We start from the raw sequence: 16985 nt of genomic DNA on the forward strand, positions 1-16985 counted from the left end.
ATTACGCTTCGTCCCGGTCTCGGCATTACCCGTCTCCGGTTCAATGGGTATAATCTCAGCCTGACAGTAAGGCACCCCTTTGAAATATCGGGTGCAAAGGTAGAAAATAAATTAAGAATTAGGAATTATAAATTAAAAATATCCCGTGTCGGGTTTCGATTTTTACTTCTCGCCTTTTTTGCTTAATTTTGCGGCTTCATTGAAAATTACCCGTTGCAAATGAAAGTCATGTCATTCAGACCCAAGCTCTTCGATACGCTGAAGAACTATTCCCGCGCGGATTTCCTGCGCGACCTGATGGCCGGCGTCATTGTCGGCATCGTCGCCCTGCCGTTGGCCATCGCCTTCGGCATCGCTTCGGGCGTGTCGCCCGAAAAGGGCATCATCACCGCCGTTATCGCCGGATTCGTCGTCTCGTTGCTGGGCGGCAGCCGCGTGCAGATCGGAGGCCCCACGGGCGCCTTCATCATCATCGTCTACGGCATCGTCCAGCAATACGGCGAAGCGGGATTGCTCGTCGCTACGCTCATGGGCGGCGTCCTGTTGCTGGTCATGGGACTTTGCCGGCTGGGCACGGTCATCAAGTTCATCCCCTATCCGATCATCGTGGGCTTCACGAGCGGTATCGCCGTGACGATCTTCACCACGCAGGTCGCCGACCTCCTCGGGCTCGACTTCGGGGGCGAGGCCGTTCCGGGCGATTTCGCCGGGAAATGGATGCTCTATTTCCGCCATTTCGGTTCGGTGAACGGCTGGGAGGTGGCGGTGAGCGTTGCGAGCATCCTGTTGATCGCCCTCACGCCGCGCGTCATGCGCCGCATTCCCGGGTCGCTCGTGGCGATCGTGGTGATGACCCTCGCCGTGTGGCTCCTGCGCACCTATGCCGGGATCGAGGGTATCGACACCATCGGCGACCGCTTCACCATCCATGCCGAACTGCCCGCCGCCGCCCTTCCGGCCATCGACTGGGAGGCGATCCGCAACCTCTTCCCCGTGGCCGTCACCATCGCCATCCTGGGCGCCATCGAATCGCTTCTGTCGGCGACGGTGGCCGACGGCGTGATCGACGACCGCCACGACTCCAACACCGAGCTCATCGCGCAGGGCGCCGCCAACCTGCTGACGCCGCTCTTCGGCGGCATCCCGGCCACGGGCGCCATCGCCCGCACGATGACCAACATCAACAACGGCGGCCGCACGCCTGTCGCGGGCATCGTCCATGCCGTCGTGCTGTTGCTGATTCTGCTGTTGTTCATGCCTCTGGCGCAGTATATTCCGATGGCCTGCCTGGCGGGCGTGCTGGCCGTCGTGGCCTACAACATGAGCGGCTGGCGGACTTTCCGGGCCCTGCTGCGCAATCCCCGCTCGGATGTCGCGGTGCTCTTGCTGACCTTCTTCCTGACGGTGGTCTTCGACCTGACGATCGCCATCGAGGTGGGCCTGCTGATCGCCTGCGTGCTCTTTATGAAGCGTGTGATGGAGACCACCGAGATCTCGGTGATCCGCGATGAGATCGACCCCTCGGCCGGCCTCGACATGCACCTGCACGAAGAGCCCCTCGCGGTGCCCAAGGGCGTGGAGGTCTACGAAATCAACGGTCCCTATTTCTTCGGCATCGCCACCCGTTTCGAGGAGCTGATGGCCCAGATCGGCGACCGTCCCCGCGTGCGGATCATCCGCATGCGCAAGGTGCCGTTCATCGACTCCACGGGTATCCACAACCTCACGACGCTCTGCGAGATGTCCCACCGGAGCAAGATTACGGTGGTGCTATCGGGCGTCAAGGACGATGTCCGCGCGGCGCTCGAACGCTCGGGCATCTACTCCCTGCTGGGCGGGGAGAATGTCTGTCCCGACATTCACGCCGCATTGGCACGGGCCGCGGAGCTCGTTGCGGAGCCGGAAAAATAAAAGCGAAGCGGCGGTCCCTCGGGGCCGCCGCTTTTTTTCAGAACGTTCCGAAGCGGAACACGATCTTCTGACAGTAGAGTTCGCCGGGCTTCAGCAGCGGCGAGGGGAATTCGGGGTGGTTTACGGCGTCGGGGTAGTTCTGACACTCGATCGCTACGCCGTCGTAGTCGGCGTAACGGCCTCCCGTCTTGGTTTCGGGACATCCGCCCGCGAGCCAGTTGCCAGTGTAGATCATCACGCTGGGCTGCGACGAAAGCACCTTCACCGAGCGTCCCGACGCGGCCTCGCGCAGTTCGCCGACCTCGCCCAGGATGTTGGGCTTCCAGTTGTCGATCACGAAGGGGTGGTCGTACCCCTTGAAGTCGCGGATGTGGTTGAACTCCGACGAGATGCCGGGGCGGAACGTCCGGAACTCCCGAAAATCCTGCGGCGTGCCGGCTGCGTCGAGCAGCTTGCCCGTGGGAATCTGTTTGTCGTTCATCTCCAGCACTTTCGAGCTGTTGAGCCGCAGTTCGTGGTCGAGGACCGATCCGCTGCCGTCGCCCGCGAGGTTGAAATAGACGTGGTTGGTGAGGTTCACCACCGTCGTCTTGTCGGTTTTGGCCAGATAGGTGATCTCCAGCGCATTATCGTCGTCGAAGTCGAAGACGGCCTCGACGCACAGCTCTCCGGGATAGCCCTGGTCGCCGTCCTCCGAGACGAGCGACATCACCACGCGGTTGGTCTCCACGCGGCTCTCCCAGATGCGGTTGGCGAATCCTTTCGTGCCGCCGTGCAGGTGATTCACGCCGTTGTTGACTTCCAGCCGGTATTCCTTTCCCTCGACGGTCATCTGCCCGAAAGCGATGCGGTTGGCGCAGCGGCCCACGCTCTTGCCCGAGGCGGCGCCGTCGAAGAAATAGCCTTCAGGATGCTTGTAGCCCAGCACTACGTCGGCCATGCGGCCCTCGCGGTCGGGCATCGTCGCCGAGACGATCGCGGCGCCGTAGTTCGAAAGCCGGACCTCGGCTCCCGAGGCGTTGCGCAGCGTGTAGAGGATGATCGCCTCGCCTTCCGGGGTCATGCCCCAGACGTTCTGTTCGATTTCTACCATTTTATTCAGCGGGTTTTAGGTTGTTCAGCAGGTTGTCGATACGCTTCAGGCACTCGGCTTTGCCGATGAACGACGTTACGTCGTACATGCCCGGGCCTTTTCCGGCCCCCACGAGCGCCAGACGCAGCGTGTTCATCACCTGTCCCATGCCGTAGCCCTTCTCCTCGATCCAGGCGTGGACGATGCGTTCGGTGTTTTCCAGCGAGAAGTCGTCGATCCCCTCCAATACGCCGCGCAGTTCGCGCAGGATGGCGGGATTCTGGCCTTTCCAGTACTTTTTGGCCTGCTTCTCCTCGTACTCCGCGGGAGCCACGAAGAAGAACGACGTGAGGTCCCACAGGTCGGTCGTGAACGTCGCGCGCTCCTTCATGATGCCTGCGGCCCGGCCGGCCGTTTCGTCCGACACCTCGATGCCGTGTTCGCGCAGAATCGGCTGGTAGAGGGCCGCCAGTTCGGCGTCCGTCTTGCGGTGCATGTACTGGGCGTTGAACCACTTGGCCTTGTCGGGCTGGAAGCGAGCTCCCGATTTCGAAACCCGTTCGAGCGAGAAGCTGTCGATCAGCTCCTGCATCGAGAAGATCTCCTGCTCCGTGCCGGGGTTCCATCCCAGCAGCGCCAGCATGTTGATGAACGCCTCGGGGAAATAGCCGTCCTCGCGGTATCCGCGGGCGGTTTCGCCCGTTGCGGGCGATTTCCAGAAGAGCGGAAACACCGGAAATCCCATCTTGTCGCCGTCGCGCTTCGAGAGCTTGCCGCCTCCCGTGGGTTTCAGCAGCAGGGGAAGATGGGCGAATGCGGGCTGCACGTCCGTCCATCCGAAAGCCCGGTACAGCAGGTAGTGCAGAGGCAGCGACGGAAGCCACTCCTCGCCGCGGATGACGTGCGACACCTCCATCAGACGGTCGTCTACGATGTTCGCCAGGTGGTAGGTGGGCAGCGCGTCGGCCGACTTGTAGAGCACCTTGTCGTCCAGCGTCGAGGTGTTGACCTCCACGTGGCCGCGGATCAGGTCGTCCATCCCGACCACCTCGTTTTCGGGCATCTTGAAGCGGATGACCCATTGGTCCCCGCGGTCGATGCGGGCCTTGACCTCCTCGGCGGGCAGGGCCAGCGATGTCGCCAGCTTTTCGCGCACCGCATAGTTGTAGGCGAAAGCCTCGCCGCGGGCCTCGGCCTCCTTGCGCAGGGCGTCGAGCTCCTCGGCGGTGTCGAAGGCGTAGTAGGCCCACCCGGCCTCCACGAGTTGCAGGGCGTATTTGAGGTATATTTCGCGGCGTTCGCTTTGGCGGTAGGGGGCATGGGGGCCTCCGACGCCGACGCCCTCGTCGATCTCGATGCCGCACCATTTGAGCGATTCGAGGATGTAGTCCTCGGCGCCCGGCACGAACCGTTGCGAGTCGGTGTCCTCGATGCGGAGGATCATCGTGCCCTTGTGGCGGCGGGCGAACAGGTAGTTATACAGTGCCGTGCGGACGCCCCCGATGTGCAGGGGCCCGGTGGGGCTGGGTGCGAAACGCACCCGAACGGGTCTTTCCATGATTATATTGTTTGCTTTTGACAGTTTGTTCCCGTTTTGTTTTTGCCGTGTTTTCGCCATTGCGGGCGTTGAAACGACGTGGCAATCCGATGGTTATGTGTAACGTCACAGCGTTCCGGCCGGATTGCCGCGGCATCTGCGATGCCTCGCAATGACGACTGCGATCATCGTATCCGGTATTCGATCCGCATGGTGATGCGGGCCTTCTTGTTGCGGTTGGCGGTGTTGAACGATCCTCCGGCCGAGAACTCCTCGTTGGAGTTAGCTCCCGTGATCTGGAAGACACCCATGCGTGCCGACGCGACGCTGCCGATCTTCGTCCCGGCGTTCACGGCGATCTTCTCGGCCCGCATACGGGCATCGGCCGAGGCCTTCTCGATCAGCCCCATCTTCACGTCGTCGAGTTTCGTATAGTAGTAGTCCGGGGCGTATGCCTCGATCGACACGCCCTGGGCGATCAGCGACGATATTTCGCGCGAGACGGTCTCCACCTTCTCCACGTCCGGCGACTCCACCGTGAAGCGCTGGCGCAGCTGGTACCCCGTGAAACGTTGTCCGGCCCAGTTGCCCGAGGCGTTGTAGACCGGGGTGTACTGTTTATCGACGTTCACGAATTCGAAGACCACCGCTGCGGCGGGTATGCCCTTGTCTTCGAGGTATTTCTGCACTTTCTGCTTGCTCTGTTCGATTTCGGCGTAGCCTGCGGCGACGTTCTGCGCCTCGGCGGTCAGGGTTCCGGACCAGACGATCAGGTCCGAAGAAAATTCGGTTTCGCCCAATCCGGTCACGACGATGGTGTCCTGCGACCGATATTTATAGGTGTAGGCGCGTGCGAGTACGACGGCGCAGACGACGGCTGCGATGCCCAGAAGAATGTACTTCGAATTTTTCATGACGGTATGTTTTTTTAGGTTCTCTCCCGTGTGTCAGACGTTGAACAGGAAGTGCATGATGTCGCCGTCCTGCACGACGTACTCTTTGCCCTCGATGCCGATCTTGCCCGCATCGCGGCACGCTTTCTCCGACCCCAGCGTCACGTAGTCGTCGTACTTGATGACCTCGGCGCGGATGAATCCCTTTTCGAAGTCGGTGTGGATGATTCCGGCCGTCTGCGGGGCTTTCATGCCGCGCGAGTAGGTCCACGCACGGGTCTCGTCGGCCCCGGTGGTGAAGAACGTTTCGAGATTAAGCAATTTGTAGGCCGATTTGATCAGGCGCGCCACGCCCGACTCCTCCAGCCCGAGGTCCTCGAGGAACATCTGGCGTTCTTCGTAGCTCTCCAGCTCGGCGATGTCGGCCTCCGTGGCGGCGGCGATGACGAGCATTTCGGCCTTCTCCCCGGCGATGGCGGCCCGGACGGCCTCGGTGTAGACGTTGCCCGTCGCGGCGCTCTTCTCATCGACGTTGCAGACGTAGAGCACCGGTTTGTCGGTCAGCAGATTCAGGTCGGCGACCAGTTTGCGGTCCTCTTTTTCCAGTTCGACCGTGCGGGCCGAAAGACCCTGTTCCAGCGCCGCCTTGTATTGCAGCAGCAGTTCCACGGCGCGTTTGGCGTTCTTGTCGCCGCCCGAGGTGGCCTGCTTCTGGATCTTGCCCAGACGTCCTTCGACGGTTTCGAGGTCTTTCAGCTGCAATTCCGTGTCGATGATGCCCTTGTCGCGCACGGGGTCGATCGAGCCATCGACGTGGGTGATGTTGCCGTTGTCGAAACAGCGCAGGACATGGATGATCGCGTGGGTGTTGCGGATGTTGCCGAGGAATTTGTTGCCGAGTCCCTCGCCTTTCGACGCCCCTTTCACCAGTCCCGCGATATCGACGATTTCGATCGTCGTGGGGATCACGCGCTTGGGGTTGTCGATCTCGGCCAGCCGGATCAGCCGCTGGTCGGGGACCGTGATGACGCCCACGTTGGGCTCGATGGTGCAGAACGGGAAGTTGGCCGCCTGCGCCTTCGCGTTGGACAGGCAGTTGAAAAGGGTCGATTTACCTACGTTCGGCAAACCGACTATGCCGCATTGTAATGCCATTGGTTCGTTGTTCGTTTAATAAAAATCGTCTCACTTGAAAACAGTCCACAAAGATAGGAATTTCTTTTCATTTCGGAGCGTGCGGGCGCCAGAAAAGTCCGCTCCGCATCCGTTTCGGACAAAAGGTTTCCGCGGACGCTGGACATTCCTGAATTTTTTTCTATCTTTGGCTGCATCTTAGATACTTTCGCCCGGCAAAATGCAAGCGAACTTGCTTTTGCCCTCGCTTATTCGTATCTTTGGCTTCGCCGAAGATACTCCCGTTCGGCAATGTTCAAATAAATTTGACATTGCCCTCACTTATTCGTATCTTTGGAGGTCGAAATTGGATGGAACTATGGATTTGAAAACGATACAAGGCGAATTGCAGCAGCTTTCGGAACTCGTCGAAGGATGGGTGCAGGCCGACGACGTTCCGGCCCTCGAACGCGATCTGGCGCTCGAAAAGCTGCGTTCGGTCTACGATAAGGTGCGTTTCGGCGCTTCGGAACCCGCTGCGGAGACTCCCTCCGGGGAGGAGGACACGGCCGTCGCGGAGGTCATCGACCTGGGCGACGTGCTTTCGCTCGATCCTTTCGCCGGGGAGGAGGAACCGGAGTCGGTGCCGGAACCGGAACCCGCGGAACCGGCCGCCGAAGAGGCGATTCCGGAATCCGGGCCCGAGCCCGTTATGGACTCCGAACCCGTCGCCGAGCCCGAACCTGTTATGGAGCCGGAACCCGTCGTGGTGCCGGTTGCGGAATCCGAGGCAGAACCTGAACCCGAGTTTGTTGCCGGGCCTGCGTCTACTGAGGCTGAGCCTGCATCTGCCGAGACCGCACTTGCTGAACTTGCACCTGCCGAACCCGCGCTTGTCGAGCCGGAACCGGTCGCAGTGCCGGCCGGGGAGTTCGTTCCGGAGCCCGTCTCTACCGAGCCGAACCCGGAACCGAACCCGAAGCCGGAATTGGAACAGCAGCCGCAGTCTGACCCGCAGCCGGTCGCAGCCGCAGAGCCGGCGTCTGAACCGGAGGAGGAATCCGAAAAATCTCATTATGTGGCGCCTACGCTGTTCGGCTTGGAGGAGGAGACCATCCGCCACCGCAACAAACAGCGTGTCATTATGTCGCTTTACGATCCGGCTGTCGAGACGCCCGCCCGCCCGGAACCGGCTCCGAAGCCCGCTCCGGCGCCTGCGGAAGCCCCGGCTCCCGCTCCCGTCGTGGAGACTCCAGCCCCCGAAGTTGGGGCTCCCGTTCCCGCGGAGGTTTCTGTTCCGGAACCCGAAATCGCGGCCGGGAAGCCTGCCGCAGTTCCGGACGTTTCAGCCGCGGCGCCCGAATTCCGCAAGCCCGTCTTCGGGACGGTGCCCGAACCGGAAGAGGAGGACGAACCCGGCTTCGAAGAGATCACGTTGGAACCTGCCGCTCCTGCCGGAACCGTGTTGGGCGACATCATCAACCACGACGTGCAGACGCTGGCCGACACGCTTGCCGCGCCGCGAGACCGGGCTTCGGAACTGCGCCGCAGCGAACCCGTCACCGATCTGCGCAGGGCCATCGGCATCAACGATAAATTCCTGCTGATCCGCGACCTGTTCGGGGGCGACGGCGAGGCTTACGAAAAGGCGATCGGGGTGCTCAACGACTGCGCCGATTTCGATGACTGCATGATCTATATCGCCGAGAACTATGCGTGGAACCCCAATTCCGACGGGGTGAAACTGCTGATGGACCTGCTCGAACGCAAATTTGCCTGACAGCGATGGCCAAACTCTATATCGTGCCTACGCCGATCGGCAATCTGGACGACATCACGCTGCGTGCGGTGAATGTCCTGCGCAGCGTGGATTTTATTTTGGCGGAGGATACGCGCACAACGTCGTTCCTTCTGAAGCATCTCGGCATCGAGCAGAAACTCCGTTCGCACCACAAGTTCAACGAGCACGCGACGGTGCGGCTGGTTGCCGAGTCGATCGCCGCCGGACGCGATGCGGCCTTGGTGTCGGACGCCGGTACGCCAGGCATCTCGGACCCGGGATTCCTGCTCGTGCGCACGTGCGTCGAGGCGGGGATCGAAGTCGAGACGCTGCCCGGGGCCACGGCGCTGATCCCGGCGCTGGTGCAGAGCGGATTTCCCTGCGACCGCTTCTGCTTCGAAGGTTTCCTGCCCCAGAAGAAGGGCCGCAGCAAGCAGTTGCAGACGCTGGCCGACGAGGAGCGGACGATGGTTTTCTACGAGTCGCCCTACCGTGTGGTGAAGTGTCTGGAGCAGTTCGCCGAGGTTTTCGGTCCCGAACGCCGGGTTTCGGTGTCGCGGGAGCTGACCAAGAAATTCGAACAGACCGTGCGCGGCACCGTCGCCGAGGTGCTGGACCATTTCCGCACGACCGAGCCCAAGGGGGAGTTCGTGATCGTCGTGGCCGGAAAGCCCAAGGTACGCCGTGCGCAGGAGCCGCAGGAGGAGTAATTCAAACGGAAAAACCGGTTATGGAGAGTAATCGTACGGATAATACGCAACAGGTGCGCCGCTCGTTTTCGGCCTGGATCGGAGAGCTGCGCGAATTCATGAAGGGACGATTCAGTCTCGAAGAGGACCAGGCGCAGTGCGACGAGGTCGTGGCCGCCATTTCGAAGGGCGTCGAGTTCCGCGGCGTCAATCTCTGGGTGCTGATCTTCGCCACGATGATCGCATCGCTGGGGCTGAACGTCAATTCGGCCGCCGTCATCATCGGCGCGATGCTCATCTCGCCGATCATGGGACCGATCATGGGTGTCGGGCTGTCGCTGGGCATCAACGATTTCGACCTGCTGAAAAAGTCGCTGCGCAACCTGACGCTGATGTTCATCGTTGCGATCATCACCTCGACGGTCTATTTCTTCATCTCGCCCCTCTCGTCGAACAGCAGCGAGCTGCTGGCACGCACCGTTCCCACGACCTACGACGTGCTGATCGCCCTCTTCGGCGGTCTGGCGGGCATCGTGGCGCAGACGCGGCAGGACCGCACCTCGACGGTGATCCCCGGCGTGGCCATCGCCACGGCGCTGATTCCGCCCCTCTGTACGGCGGGTTTCGGACTGGCCACGGGGCAGTTCCGGTTCTTCTTCGGGGCGTTCTACCTCTTCTTCATCAACTCGGTCTTCATCGCCCTGGCGACCTACGCCATGGTGCGCTTCCTGAAATACGAGAAGAAAGTCTTCATCGACAAGGGCCGCGAACGCACGGTCAAGCGGTTGATGATGGTCATCACGCTGGTGACCTTTATCCCGAGCGTCGTCATCGGCTTCCACATGGTCCGGGTCTCGGTGTTCGAGGCCGTGGCCGACAAATATGTGTCGCAGGTCTTCAATTTCCCGCATACGCGCGTGATCGAGTGCAACAAACACTATGTGCAGGGCAAGAACCCGTCGCAGATCGAACTGTTGCTCGTGGGCGAGCCGCTGGGCGGGGAGGTGATCGAGAACGCCCGGACGCAGATGCGCAGCTTCGGGCTGGAGAATACCGAACTGGTCGTCCGGCAGGCCAACACCGAGGACAAGATCGACGTGGCGTCGTTGCAGCAGAGCTACAAGGAGCTGCTGGAGGAGAAAAACCGCCGCATCGGGGAGATGGCCTCGCAGCTGAAACGTTACCGGGTGACGAACGTCGAGGTGGACGATATTTCGCGCGAGGTGGGGGCCATGATGGAGAACATCGGGGCCATTTCGCTGACGAAGGGCATCACCTTCGACGTGAAGGGCACGCCCGGCGATACGACGCTCGTGTGCGTGGTGACGCCCAAGGACCCTGCGGTGCCGATCGACCGGGAGACGCTCTCCCGCTGGCTGAAGATCCGCACCAAGGTCGAGAACGTGAAACTTTTCGTGGAACCCTAACCGCACGGCAGGCATGAAAACGACGGAACTGACCCCCATGCAGCGAATCGGGCTGGAAGCTCTCTGGCTGGGGGCGCGCGTATTCGCCGCAATGCCGTATTGGTTCAAGTATTACGTGGTCGAGAACCTGATCTTTGTGTTGCTTCGCTACTGTCTGCGCTACCGCATGAAGGTCGTGAAGACCAATCTTCGGAACTCGTTCCCCGAGAAGGACGAGCGCGAACTGGCCGTCATCCGGAGGCGGTTCTACCGCACGCTGGCCGAGATTTTCGTCGATACGATCAACCTGGCCGGACTGACGCCCGAAAAGGGGCGTTCCCTGCTGACCGTAAAGGGGCTGGAGGAGCAGAAGGAGCGGGTCGGCGGCCGCGACTGGATCGCCATGACGGCCCATTTCGGCTGCTGGGAATATTGTTCGTTCTGGGGGTTGTACGACCCGACGCAGATCGTCGTCGCCGTTTACCATCCGCTGCGGAGCCGGATCGTGGAGGCGTTCTACCAGCGTCTCCGCAACGGGGATTACGCCACGACCGTTGCGATGAAAGAGAGCCTGCGCTTCTACTTGCGCAACCGGGCCGGGGGTATCGGGGGACGGAATCTCGTGATGGGGCTTATCGCCGACCAGAATCCCCCGCGGCGTCCCGACAGCCGTTGGTTCCGCTTCCTCAATCAGGATACTATCTTCTTCGACGGGGGCGAGAAACTGGCCCTGCGCTGTCAGCTTCCGGTCTATTTCGTGAAGATGGAGCGCCTGCGGCGGGGCCGTTACGAGATGTCCTTCGAACTGATCTACGACGGAAAAGAGGAGGTCGCCGAATACGAAATCACGCAGCGTTACGTTCGTATGCTGGAAGCGGAGATCCGCCGGCGTCCCGAACTCTGGATGTGGTCGCACCGTCGCTGGAAACACAAACGAAATGCCGGTCGCTAAAATCGTCATACTGAATTGGAACGGCGCCGAACACCTGCGCCGTTTTCTGCCGTCGGTCGTGGCTGCGGCGCCCGAAGGCGTCGGGGTCGTGGTGGCCGACAACGGTTCCACGGACGATTCCGTGGCGATTCTCGCCACCGAATTCCCTACGGTCTCGGTGCTGCGCATGGACCGCAATTACGGCTTTGCGGGCGGTTACAACCGGGCGCTGGAGCGGATCGAGGCCGATTACTACCTGCTGCTCAATTCCGATGTCGAGACTCCCGCGGGGTGGCTCGGGCCGATTCTCGACTGCCTGAACGCGAATCCCGACGTGGCGGTCGCTGCGCCGAAACTGATCTCCTGTACCGACCGGACGACGTTCGAGTACGCCGGGGCTTCGGGCGGATTCATCGACTTTCTGGGTTATCCTTTCTGCCGGGGCCGCATCCTGCGCTGCGTGGAGGAGGACCGGGGGCAGTACGACGACGCCCGCGATGTCTTTTGGGTGAGCGGCGCGGCTTTCTGCTGCCGGGCCGACGTGTTCCGGGCGCTGGGGGGCTTCGACGCCGATTTCTTCGCCCACATGGAGGAGATCGACCTCTGCTGGCGGATGCAGCTGGCGGGTTACCGCGTGCGGGTCGTTCCCCAAAGCACGGTCTACCACCTCGGCGGCGGCACGCTCCAGACGGATTCTCCGGCCAAGGTCTTTTACAATCACCGGAACAATCTGGCGATGCTCTACAAATGCACCTCTCCCGCGCAGCGGCTTTTCGTGGCCGTGGCACGTCCGGCGCTCGACCTGCTGGCGGCTTTCTCCTACCTGGCGCAGGGCCGCGGGGACAATTTTCGGGCGGTGTTCCGCGCCTACCGCGATTTTTTCCGCTGGCACAAGGACCTGTCCCGCAAGCGGCGCGCGATCCGCGGGAACCGTAAAGGCTCCGCCGCCGGGCATATCTACCGCGGTTCGGTGGTTCTGCGTTACCTTTTCGGGCGGCGCACGTTCGGCGGCATGATGCGCTGACGCGGAGCCGATGTCATTGTCGCAGCGGGACTTGCACGATTCGCGGTTTTTGCTTATCTTTCCGAAAACACTTCGCCTATGAAACGTGTGCTTGCTTTGTTCCTGGCGGCCGTGTCGTTCCTGCTGCCTGCCGGGGCATCGGCGACCGGGCAGACTGCCGAGCGGCTGATCGTCGGGTGCGATACGATGTCTCTGTATGCCTTGCCGCTGATGAAGGCGGATTCCACCGTGCTCGTCCGGCTCGAAAAACGGTTGAAGGAGATCGACGCGCCGTGGAGTACAGCGTGCTGGCGTGCCTATATCGGTGTCTGGCGGCTGGATAAGGGGCGGTTGTGGCTCGAACGGGTGGAGACCACGAAGGGCGATCCGGTTTTTACGGGTGCCGAGCTGTTCCCGAAATCGGCTGAAGGATCGCGGGCCCGGGCCGACTGGTTCAGCGGCGAAATCCGCTATGGCACGGGTGCTTTGGTGTATTACCAACACGACGGATTCAAGCGGAATCTTGAGCGGGAGTGGGTTGCTGAGATATTCGAGGGGCGTGTGGGCAGAGGTACGAAAGCCTATCGGAACCGTCTGTATAAGTGCGGTGTGGAGATGATGGACAATGTCGTGCGCGTCGCTGCGGCGTTCGACAGCCTGTATGTCGGAACGTTGCCCGATCAGTTGGCGTTGTCTGTCGTTTTTGCCCCCGATTCCACGGGGCGGGTCGCGCAGATCGACCGGGCGAGGTTGTTGATGCCGGGAGGAGAGAAGATCGAGGACGCTGCCGATCCGCGTTTGCAGGCGGCCGTGCAGGCTTTCCGTTCGGCGACGCGCTGGGACGCCTACTGGATCGAAGGGATGTGGAAGAAGCAGAGCTGCATCCTTACTCTGCGCCGGAACGGAAAGGTCTGTACCCTCCCCTTCCGGCGAAGACGGCCGTAGCCGCCGATGCGTCTCGCAAGCGGCTCTTCGTGCCGCCGGGACAGACCGGTTTGCGGTCCGGAAAAGTGCGGCGGAGATATAAGAAGAGACCCGGCAATGCCGGGTCTCTTCTCGTATGCCTGCGGGGCGTTATTTGTTGATCTTGGCCCACGAATCCTTGAGTGTCACCGTGCGGTTGAACACCAGCTTTTCGGGGGTCGAATCGGTGTCGGGGCAGAAGTAGCCCACACGTTCGAACTGCACGGCCTGACCGACGGGAACATCGCGCAGCGAGGGTTCCAGATAGCCCGTGACCTTGACCATCGACTCGGGGTTGAGGTTGTCCTCCCACGTCTGTCCCTCCTCCACGTCGTCGGGGTCCTCTTTCGTGAAGAGCGGATTGAACAGCCGGACTTCGGCCTCCACGGCGTCTTTCGCCGACACCCAGTGGATGACGCCCTTCACCCGGCGGCCGTCGCTCGACGAACCCCCGCCCGACATCGGGTCGTAGGTGCAGCGCAGTTCCGTGACGTTGCCCTCGGCGTCCTTCACGACCTCCTCGCACTTGATGAGGTAGGAGTAGCGCAGGCGCACTTCGCCGCCCGGCGAGAGGCGGTAGAACTTCTTGGGAGGCTCCTCCATGAAATCGTCGCGCTCGATGTAGATCACCTTCGAGAACGGAACTTGACGCGTTCCGGCGCTCTCGTCCTCGGGGTTGTTGATGGCCGTGAAGAGTTCGGTCTTATCGTCGTCGTAGTTGGTGATGACCACTTTCAGCGGATTCAGCACGGCCATGCGGCGCTGGGCGACCTTGTTCAAATCCTCGCGCACGCAGTATTCCAGCTTGCCGAGGTCGATCACGTTGTCGCGTTTGGCGACGCCCACCATCTCGGCGAAGTTGCGCACCGAAGCCGGGGTGTAGCCCTTGCGGCGCAGGGCGCAGATGGTCGGCATGCGGGGGTCGTCCCAGCCCATCACGGCGCCTTCCTGCACGAGTTTCAGCAGCTTGCGCTTCGACATCATCGTGTAGGTGAGGTTCAGACGCGCGAACTCGTACTGGTGCGAGGGGAAAATGTCGAGCGCCTGAATGAACCAGTCGTACAACGGGCGGTGCACGTCGAATTCCAGCGTGCAGATCGAGTGGGTGATCTTCTCGATCGAGTCGCTCTGGCCGTGGGCGTAGTCGTACATCGGGTAGATGCACCATTTGTTGCCCGTGCGGTGGTGTTCGGTGTGGATGATGCGGTACATCAGCGGGTCGCGGAACAGCATGTTCGGATGGGCCATGTCGATCTTGGCGCGCAGCACCTTGGCGCCGTCGGGGAATTCGCCGTTCTTCATCCGCTCGAACAGGTCGAGGTTCTCCTCGACCGTCCGGTCGCGCCACGGCGACGGGGTTCCCGGCACGGACACCGTGCCGCGGTTCTCGCGGATCTGCTCCTGCGTCTGGTCATCGACATAGGCCAGCCCCTTCTTGATGAGCACGATGGCCCACTCGTAGAGCTGGTCGAAATAGTCCGACGCATAACGCTCCAGCTCCCACTGGAAGCCGAGCCACTGAATGTCGCGCTTGATCGAATCGACGTACTCCACGTCCTCCTTCACGGGGTTCGTGTCGTCGAACCGCAGGTTGCATTTGCCGCCGTATTTCTTGGCCAGTCCGAAATTGATGCAGATGCTCTTGGCGTGGCCGATGTGGAGATAGCCGTTCGGCTCGGGCGGGAAACGGGTCTGTATGTGCTTTTCGCCTTTGGCGATCGACTCTTCGATGATCTCTTCGAGGAAGTTCAGCGACTTCTCACGGGGTTCGCTTGTTTCGCTTGCCATATGATTCGGTTATTTTTTGTGATTCTTGCTGTTGTAGACCGTTTTGAGCAGCTTCACGCCCACGACCAGCATCTGCTGCGTGCCCAGGGCCGTGCCGTCGTGATGGGCGGCGAACTCGGCGCGCACCGACACCGTGTCGTCGAAGAACGACCGGCGGTAGGAGAGCGCCGTGCGGCTGTACACCTTCTGGTCGGTGCGGAAGAAGCTCTCGGCGGGGTAGAGTTCGCGGCCGTAGGGCAGCGGCGTGCCGTCTTCGAGCTCGTGTCCCATAAAGAACGGATGGATGTTGTCGCCGACGTAGAGGCGTTCGTCGAGCGAAAGTCCCCAGCGGCTGATGCGGAACGCGAATTCGCCCATGCAGGGCGTTTCCCACGAATGGCCGAAACTGCGGTCGCGCTGGGCCGTGAGCAGCGCCCCCAGCTTGATGTCGAAATCGAAGAAGGCGTTGAACCGGACGCCTACGCAGGGGTTCAGCAGTTGCAGGTCCACGACGTTTTCGATCGGCGCGTCCTGCTGTCCCGCGAAGTGGAACATCGAGTAGTTGAATCCGTAGTAAAAGCGGTCGAGATAGTGGCGTCCGGCGAGCAGGATGCGGAACTTTTCGCGCGAGAGGGTCGAATACATGCCCTCCCAGTCGCAGACGAACTCCACGTAGGAGCCCCCCCCCTGGCCGTTATACTGTGCCAGCACACCGTTCATGCGGTTGTGGTAGAAACGGTACGATTCGGAGAAGAACGCCGTCGAGTAATCGTCGTCGTGCATCATGTCGCGCGTGAAAATACCGGCCACGGCTGTGACGCGGGGTGTCCGGAACTGGTAGTAGAAGACGGGTTTCACCTCCGACAGATAGGCCGATTCCGCCGACCCGAAGTTCTTGATCATGTCCGCGGCGATGACGAGGGTGTTCTTCTCGTCCCACCGGATGCCGACGCGGGGCAGCAGACGGGCGGCGAAATCCGTGCCCGACTCGATGTCCAGTCCGGGGACCGCGAACTCGTTGCTGCCGAACTCCTTGTTGTCGAAATACATCTTGAAGTCGGCGCCCACGAGGATTTCCTGAGCGTGTCCTGCGACGGCGAATCCGCCGAGTGCGAGCAGAAGCAGCAGTTTTTTCATCGGTTTCCTGATTGATAGAGTCACAAAAGTAGGGAAAAGATTTTAATTTTATTTACTTTTGACCCCGAAATCAACCATTCCGAAGCCATTATGCGCAAAATCACCAACGAAGAGCTCGGCAGGCCCTCGGCCGAAGAGTTCGCCGCGATGGAGAAAATGCCCGTCACGGTAGTGCTGGACAACGTACGTTCGGCCCAGAATGTCGGGGCTTTTTTCCGCACGGGCGACGCTTTCGCCGTGGAGCGGATCGCCCTGTGCGGCATTACCGCCGTGCCGCCCTCCCGTGACATTCACAAAACGGCCCTGGGAGCCGAACAGACCGTGCCCTGGTGCCATTATGCGACGACCCCGGAGTGCCTCGCGCAGCTGCGCGCCGAGGGGTATGAGATATACGCCGTGGAGCAGGTCGAAGGGGCCGTGATGCTCGACGCCTTCCGTGCCCGGCCGGGCGTGAAATATGCGCTGGTCTTCGGCAACGAGGTCGATGGCGTGGGGCAGGAGGCCGTCGATATGTGCGACGGGGCTGTCGAGATTCCGCAGGCCGGGACCAAACATTCGATCAACGTCTCGGTCGCCGGCGGCGTCGTTTTATGGGCCATTTTTTCCCAGCTGAGAGCTGGGTTTTAGAAGTTTTGGCGAGAGATGCCGGTTTCGGAGGTGATGGCAGATTGTGGCGCTGCCGCCCCGGATTTTGCACCTCTGTCCCCGGCAATGCCCAAATAAATTTGCCATTGCGCTCGCCTTGCGCACTTTACCGGGGATGAACCCCGGTTTAGATAGGCT

At 61.3% G+C, this 16985-nt stretch carries 14 protein-coding genes; 8 read left to right on the top strand and 6 right to left on the bottom strand.

Features of this window, described 5'->3' with window-relative positions:
- Window positions 1-219: 219 nt before the first annotated feature.
- Window positions 220-1911 (top strand): SulP family inorganic anion transporter, encoded by a 1692-nt coding sequence (locus WMO46_RS14535; protein ID WP_019149946.1) that lies wholly within the window; start codon window positions 220-222, stop codon window positions 1909-1911.
- 37 nt (window positions 1912-1948) lie between these two features.
- Here WMO46_RS14535 and WMO46_RS14540 read toward each other — a convergent pair whose 3' ends face one another.
- The 4 genes from WMO46_RS14540 to ychF all read right to left on the bottom strand — a co-directional run bounded on the left by WMO46_RS14540 (window position 1949) and on the right by ychF (window position 6568).
- Complete coding sequence (locus WMO46_RS14540) at window positions 1949-3004, bottom strand: aldose epimerase family protein (RefSeq protein ID WP_349094578.1); 1056 nt, start codon at window positions 3002-3004, stop codon at window positions 1949-1951.
- A 1-nt stretch (window position 3005) separates the two neighbouring features.
- Window positions 3006-4541, bottom strand: coding sequence for a glutamate--tRNA ligase (gene gltX / locus WMO46_RS14545; RefSeq protein WP_129650273.1), 1536 nt, complete (start codon window positions 4539-4541; stop codon window positions 3006-3008).
- A gap of 164 nt (window positions 4542-4705) precedes the next feature.
- The gene (locus WMO46_RS14550; RefSeq protein ID WP_129650271.1) at window positions 4706-5434 is read right to left on the bottom strand and encodes an SIMPL domain-containing protein; all 729 of its coding nucleotides are present in this window, start codon (window positions 5432-5434) and stop codon (window positions 4706-4708) included.
- Between the two features lie 33 nt (window positions 5435-5467).
- Window positions 5468-6568 (bottom strand): redox-regulated ATPase YchF, encoded by a 1101-nt coding sequence (gene ychF / locus WMO46_RS14555; protein ID WP_019149950.1) that lies wholly within the window; start codon window positions 6566-6568, stop codon window positions 5468-5470.
- A gap of 337 nt (window positions 6569-6905) precedes the next feature.
- Between ychF and WMO46_RS14560 the strand changes: the two genes are divergently transcribed.
- The 6 genes from WMO46_RS14560 (at window position 6906) to WMO46_RS14585 (ending at window position 13280) form a co-directional block, all read left to right on the top strand.
- Complete coding sequence (locus WMO46_RS14560) at window positions 6906-8306, top strand: hypothetical protein (RefSeq protein WP_349094579.1); 1401 nt, start codon at window positions 6906-6908, stop codon at window positions 8304-8306.
- 5 nt (window positions 8307-8311) lie between these two features.
- On the top strand, window positions 8312-9016 hold the full coding sequence (gene rsmI, locus WMO46_RS14565; protein WP_019149952.1) for a 16S rRNA (cytidine(1402)-2'-O)-methyltransferase: 705 nt from the start codon (window positions 8312-8314) through the stop codon (window positions 9014-9016).
- A 20-nt stretch (window positions 9017-9036) separates the two neighbouring features.
- Complete coding sequence (locus WMO46_RS14570) at window positions 9037-10422, top strand: TIGR00341 family protein (protein WP_196017691.1); 1386 nt, start codon at window positions 9037-9039, stop codon at window positions 10420-10422.
- Window positions 10423-10435: 13 nt separating this feature from the next.
- Window positions 10436-11353 (top strand): lysophospholipid acyltransferase family protein, encoded by a 918-nt coding sequence (locus WMO46_RS14575; RefSeq protein WP_019149954.1) that lies wholly within the window; start codon window positions 10436-10438, stop codon window positions 11351-11353.
- Window positions 11340-12356 (top strand): glycosyltransferase family 2 protein, encoded by a 1017-nt coding sequence (locus tag WMO46_RS14580; protein ID WP_302988157.1) that lies wholly within the window; start codon window positions 11340-11342, stop codon window positions 12354-12356. The genes WMO46_RS14575 and WMO46_RS14580 overlap by 14 nt, the downstream gene beginning before the upstream one ends.
- A 78-nt stretch (window positions 12357-12434) precedes the next feature.
- Entirely contained in the window at window positions 12435-13280 is an 846-nt protein-coding gene (locus tag WMO46_RS14585; RefSeq protein ID WP_349094580.1) for a hypothetical protein, read from the top strand.
- 129 nt (window positions 13281-13409) lie between these two features.
- On the opposite strand, the gene WMO46_RS14590 is transcribed toward WMO46_RS14585, so the two are convergent.
- Complete coding sequence (locus WMO46_RS14590) at window positions 13410-15086, bottom strand: glutamine--tRNA ligase/YqeY domain fusion protein (RefSeq protein ID WP_349094581.1); 1677 nt, start codon at window positions 15084-15086, stop codon at window positions 13410-13412.
- Between the two features lie 9 nt (window positions 15087-15095).
- The gene (locus WMO46_RS14595; protein ID WP_195496579.1) at window positions 15096-16202 is read right to left on the bottom strand and encodes a hypothetical protein; all 1107 of its coding nucleotides are present in this window, start codon (window positions 16200-16202) and stop codon (window positions 15096-15098) included.
- 90 nt (window positions 16203-16292) lie between these two features.
- Here WMO46_RS14595 and WMO46_RS14600 point away from each other — a divergent pair, with 90 nt between their 5' ends.
- The gene (locus WMO46_RS14600; RefSeq protein ID WP_129650260.1) at window positions 16293-16829 is read left to right on the top strand and encodes an RNA methyltransferase; all 537 of its coding nucleotides are present in this window, start codon (window positions 16293-16295) and stop codon (window positions 16827-16829) included.
- Window positions 16830-16985 lie beyond the last annotated feature (156 nt).

The organism is Alistipes intestinihominis (assembly GCF_040095975.1).
Classification (GTDB): domain Bacteria; phylum Bacteroidota; class Bacteroidia; order Bacteroidales; family Rikenellaceae; genus Alistipes; species Alistipes senegalensis.

Excerpts from the sequence above, each read along its gene's own strand:
- WMO46_RS14535 (WP_019149946.1), top strand. The coding sequence starts at position 220 with ATGAAAGTCATGTCATTCAGACCCAAGCTCTTCGATACGCTGAAGAAC.
- WMO46_RS14540 (WP_349094578.1), bottom strand. The coding sequence starts at position 3,004 with ATGGTAGAAATCGAACAGAACGTCTGGGGCATGACCCCGGAAGGCGAG.
- gltX (WP_129650273.1), bottom strand. The coding sequence starts at position 4,541 with ATGGAAAGACCCGTTCGGGTGCGTTTCGCACCCAGCCCCACCGGGCCC.
- WMO46_RS14550 (WP_129650271.1), bottom strand. The coding sequence starts at position 5,434 with ATGAAAAATTCGAAGTACATTCTTCTGGGCATCGCAGCCGTCGTCTGC.
- ychF (WP_019149950.1), bottom strand. The coding sequence starts at position 6,568 with ATGGCATTACAATGCGGCATAGTCGGTTTGCCGAACGTAGGTAAATCG.
- WMO46_RS14560 (WP_349094579.1), top strand. The coding sequence starts at position 6,906 with ATGGATTTGAAAACGATACAAGGCGAATTGCAGCAGCTTTCGGAACTC.
- rsmI (WP_019149952.1), top strand. The coding sequence starts at position 8,312 with ATGGCCAAACTCTATATCGTGCCTACGCCGATCGGCAATCTGGACGAC.
- WMO46_RS14570 (WP_196017691.1), top strand. The coding sequence starts at position 9,037 with ATGGAGAGTAATCGTACGGATAATACGCAACAGGTGCGCCGCTCGTTT.
- WMO46_RS14575 (WP_019149954.1), top strand. The coding sequence starts at position 10,436 with ATGAAAACGACGGAACTGACCCCCATGCAGCGAATCGGGCTGGAAGCT.
- WMO46_RS14580 (WP_302988157.1), top strand. The coding sequence starts at position 11,340 with ATGCCGGTCGCTAAAATCGTCATACTGAATTGGAACGGCGCCGAACAC.
- WMO46_RS14585 (WP_349094580.1), top strand. The coding sequence starts at position 12,435 with ATGAAACGTGTGCTTGCTTTGTTCCTGGCGGCCGTGTCGTTCCTGCTG.
- WMO46_RS14590 (WP_349094581.1), bottom strand. The coding sequence starts at position 15,086 with ATGGCAAGCGAAACAAGCGAACCCCGTGAGAAGTCGCTGAACTTCCTC.
- WMO46_RS14595 (WP_195496579.1), bottom strand. The coding sequence starts at position 16,202 with ATGAAAAAACTGCTGCTTCTGCTCGCACTCGGCGGATTCGCCGTCGCA.
- WMO46_RS14600 (WP_129650260.1), top strand. The coding sequence starts at position 16,293 with ATGCGCAAAATCACCAACGAAGAGCTCGGCAGGCCCTCGGCCGAAGAG.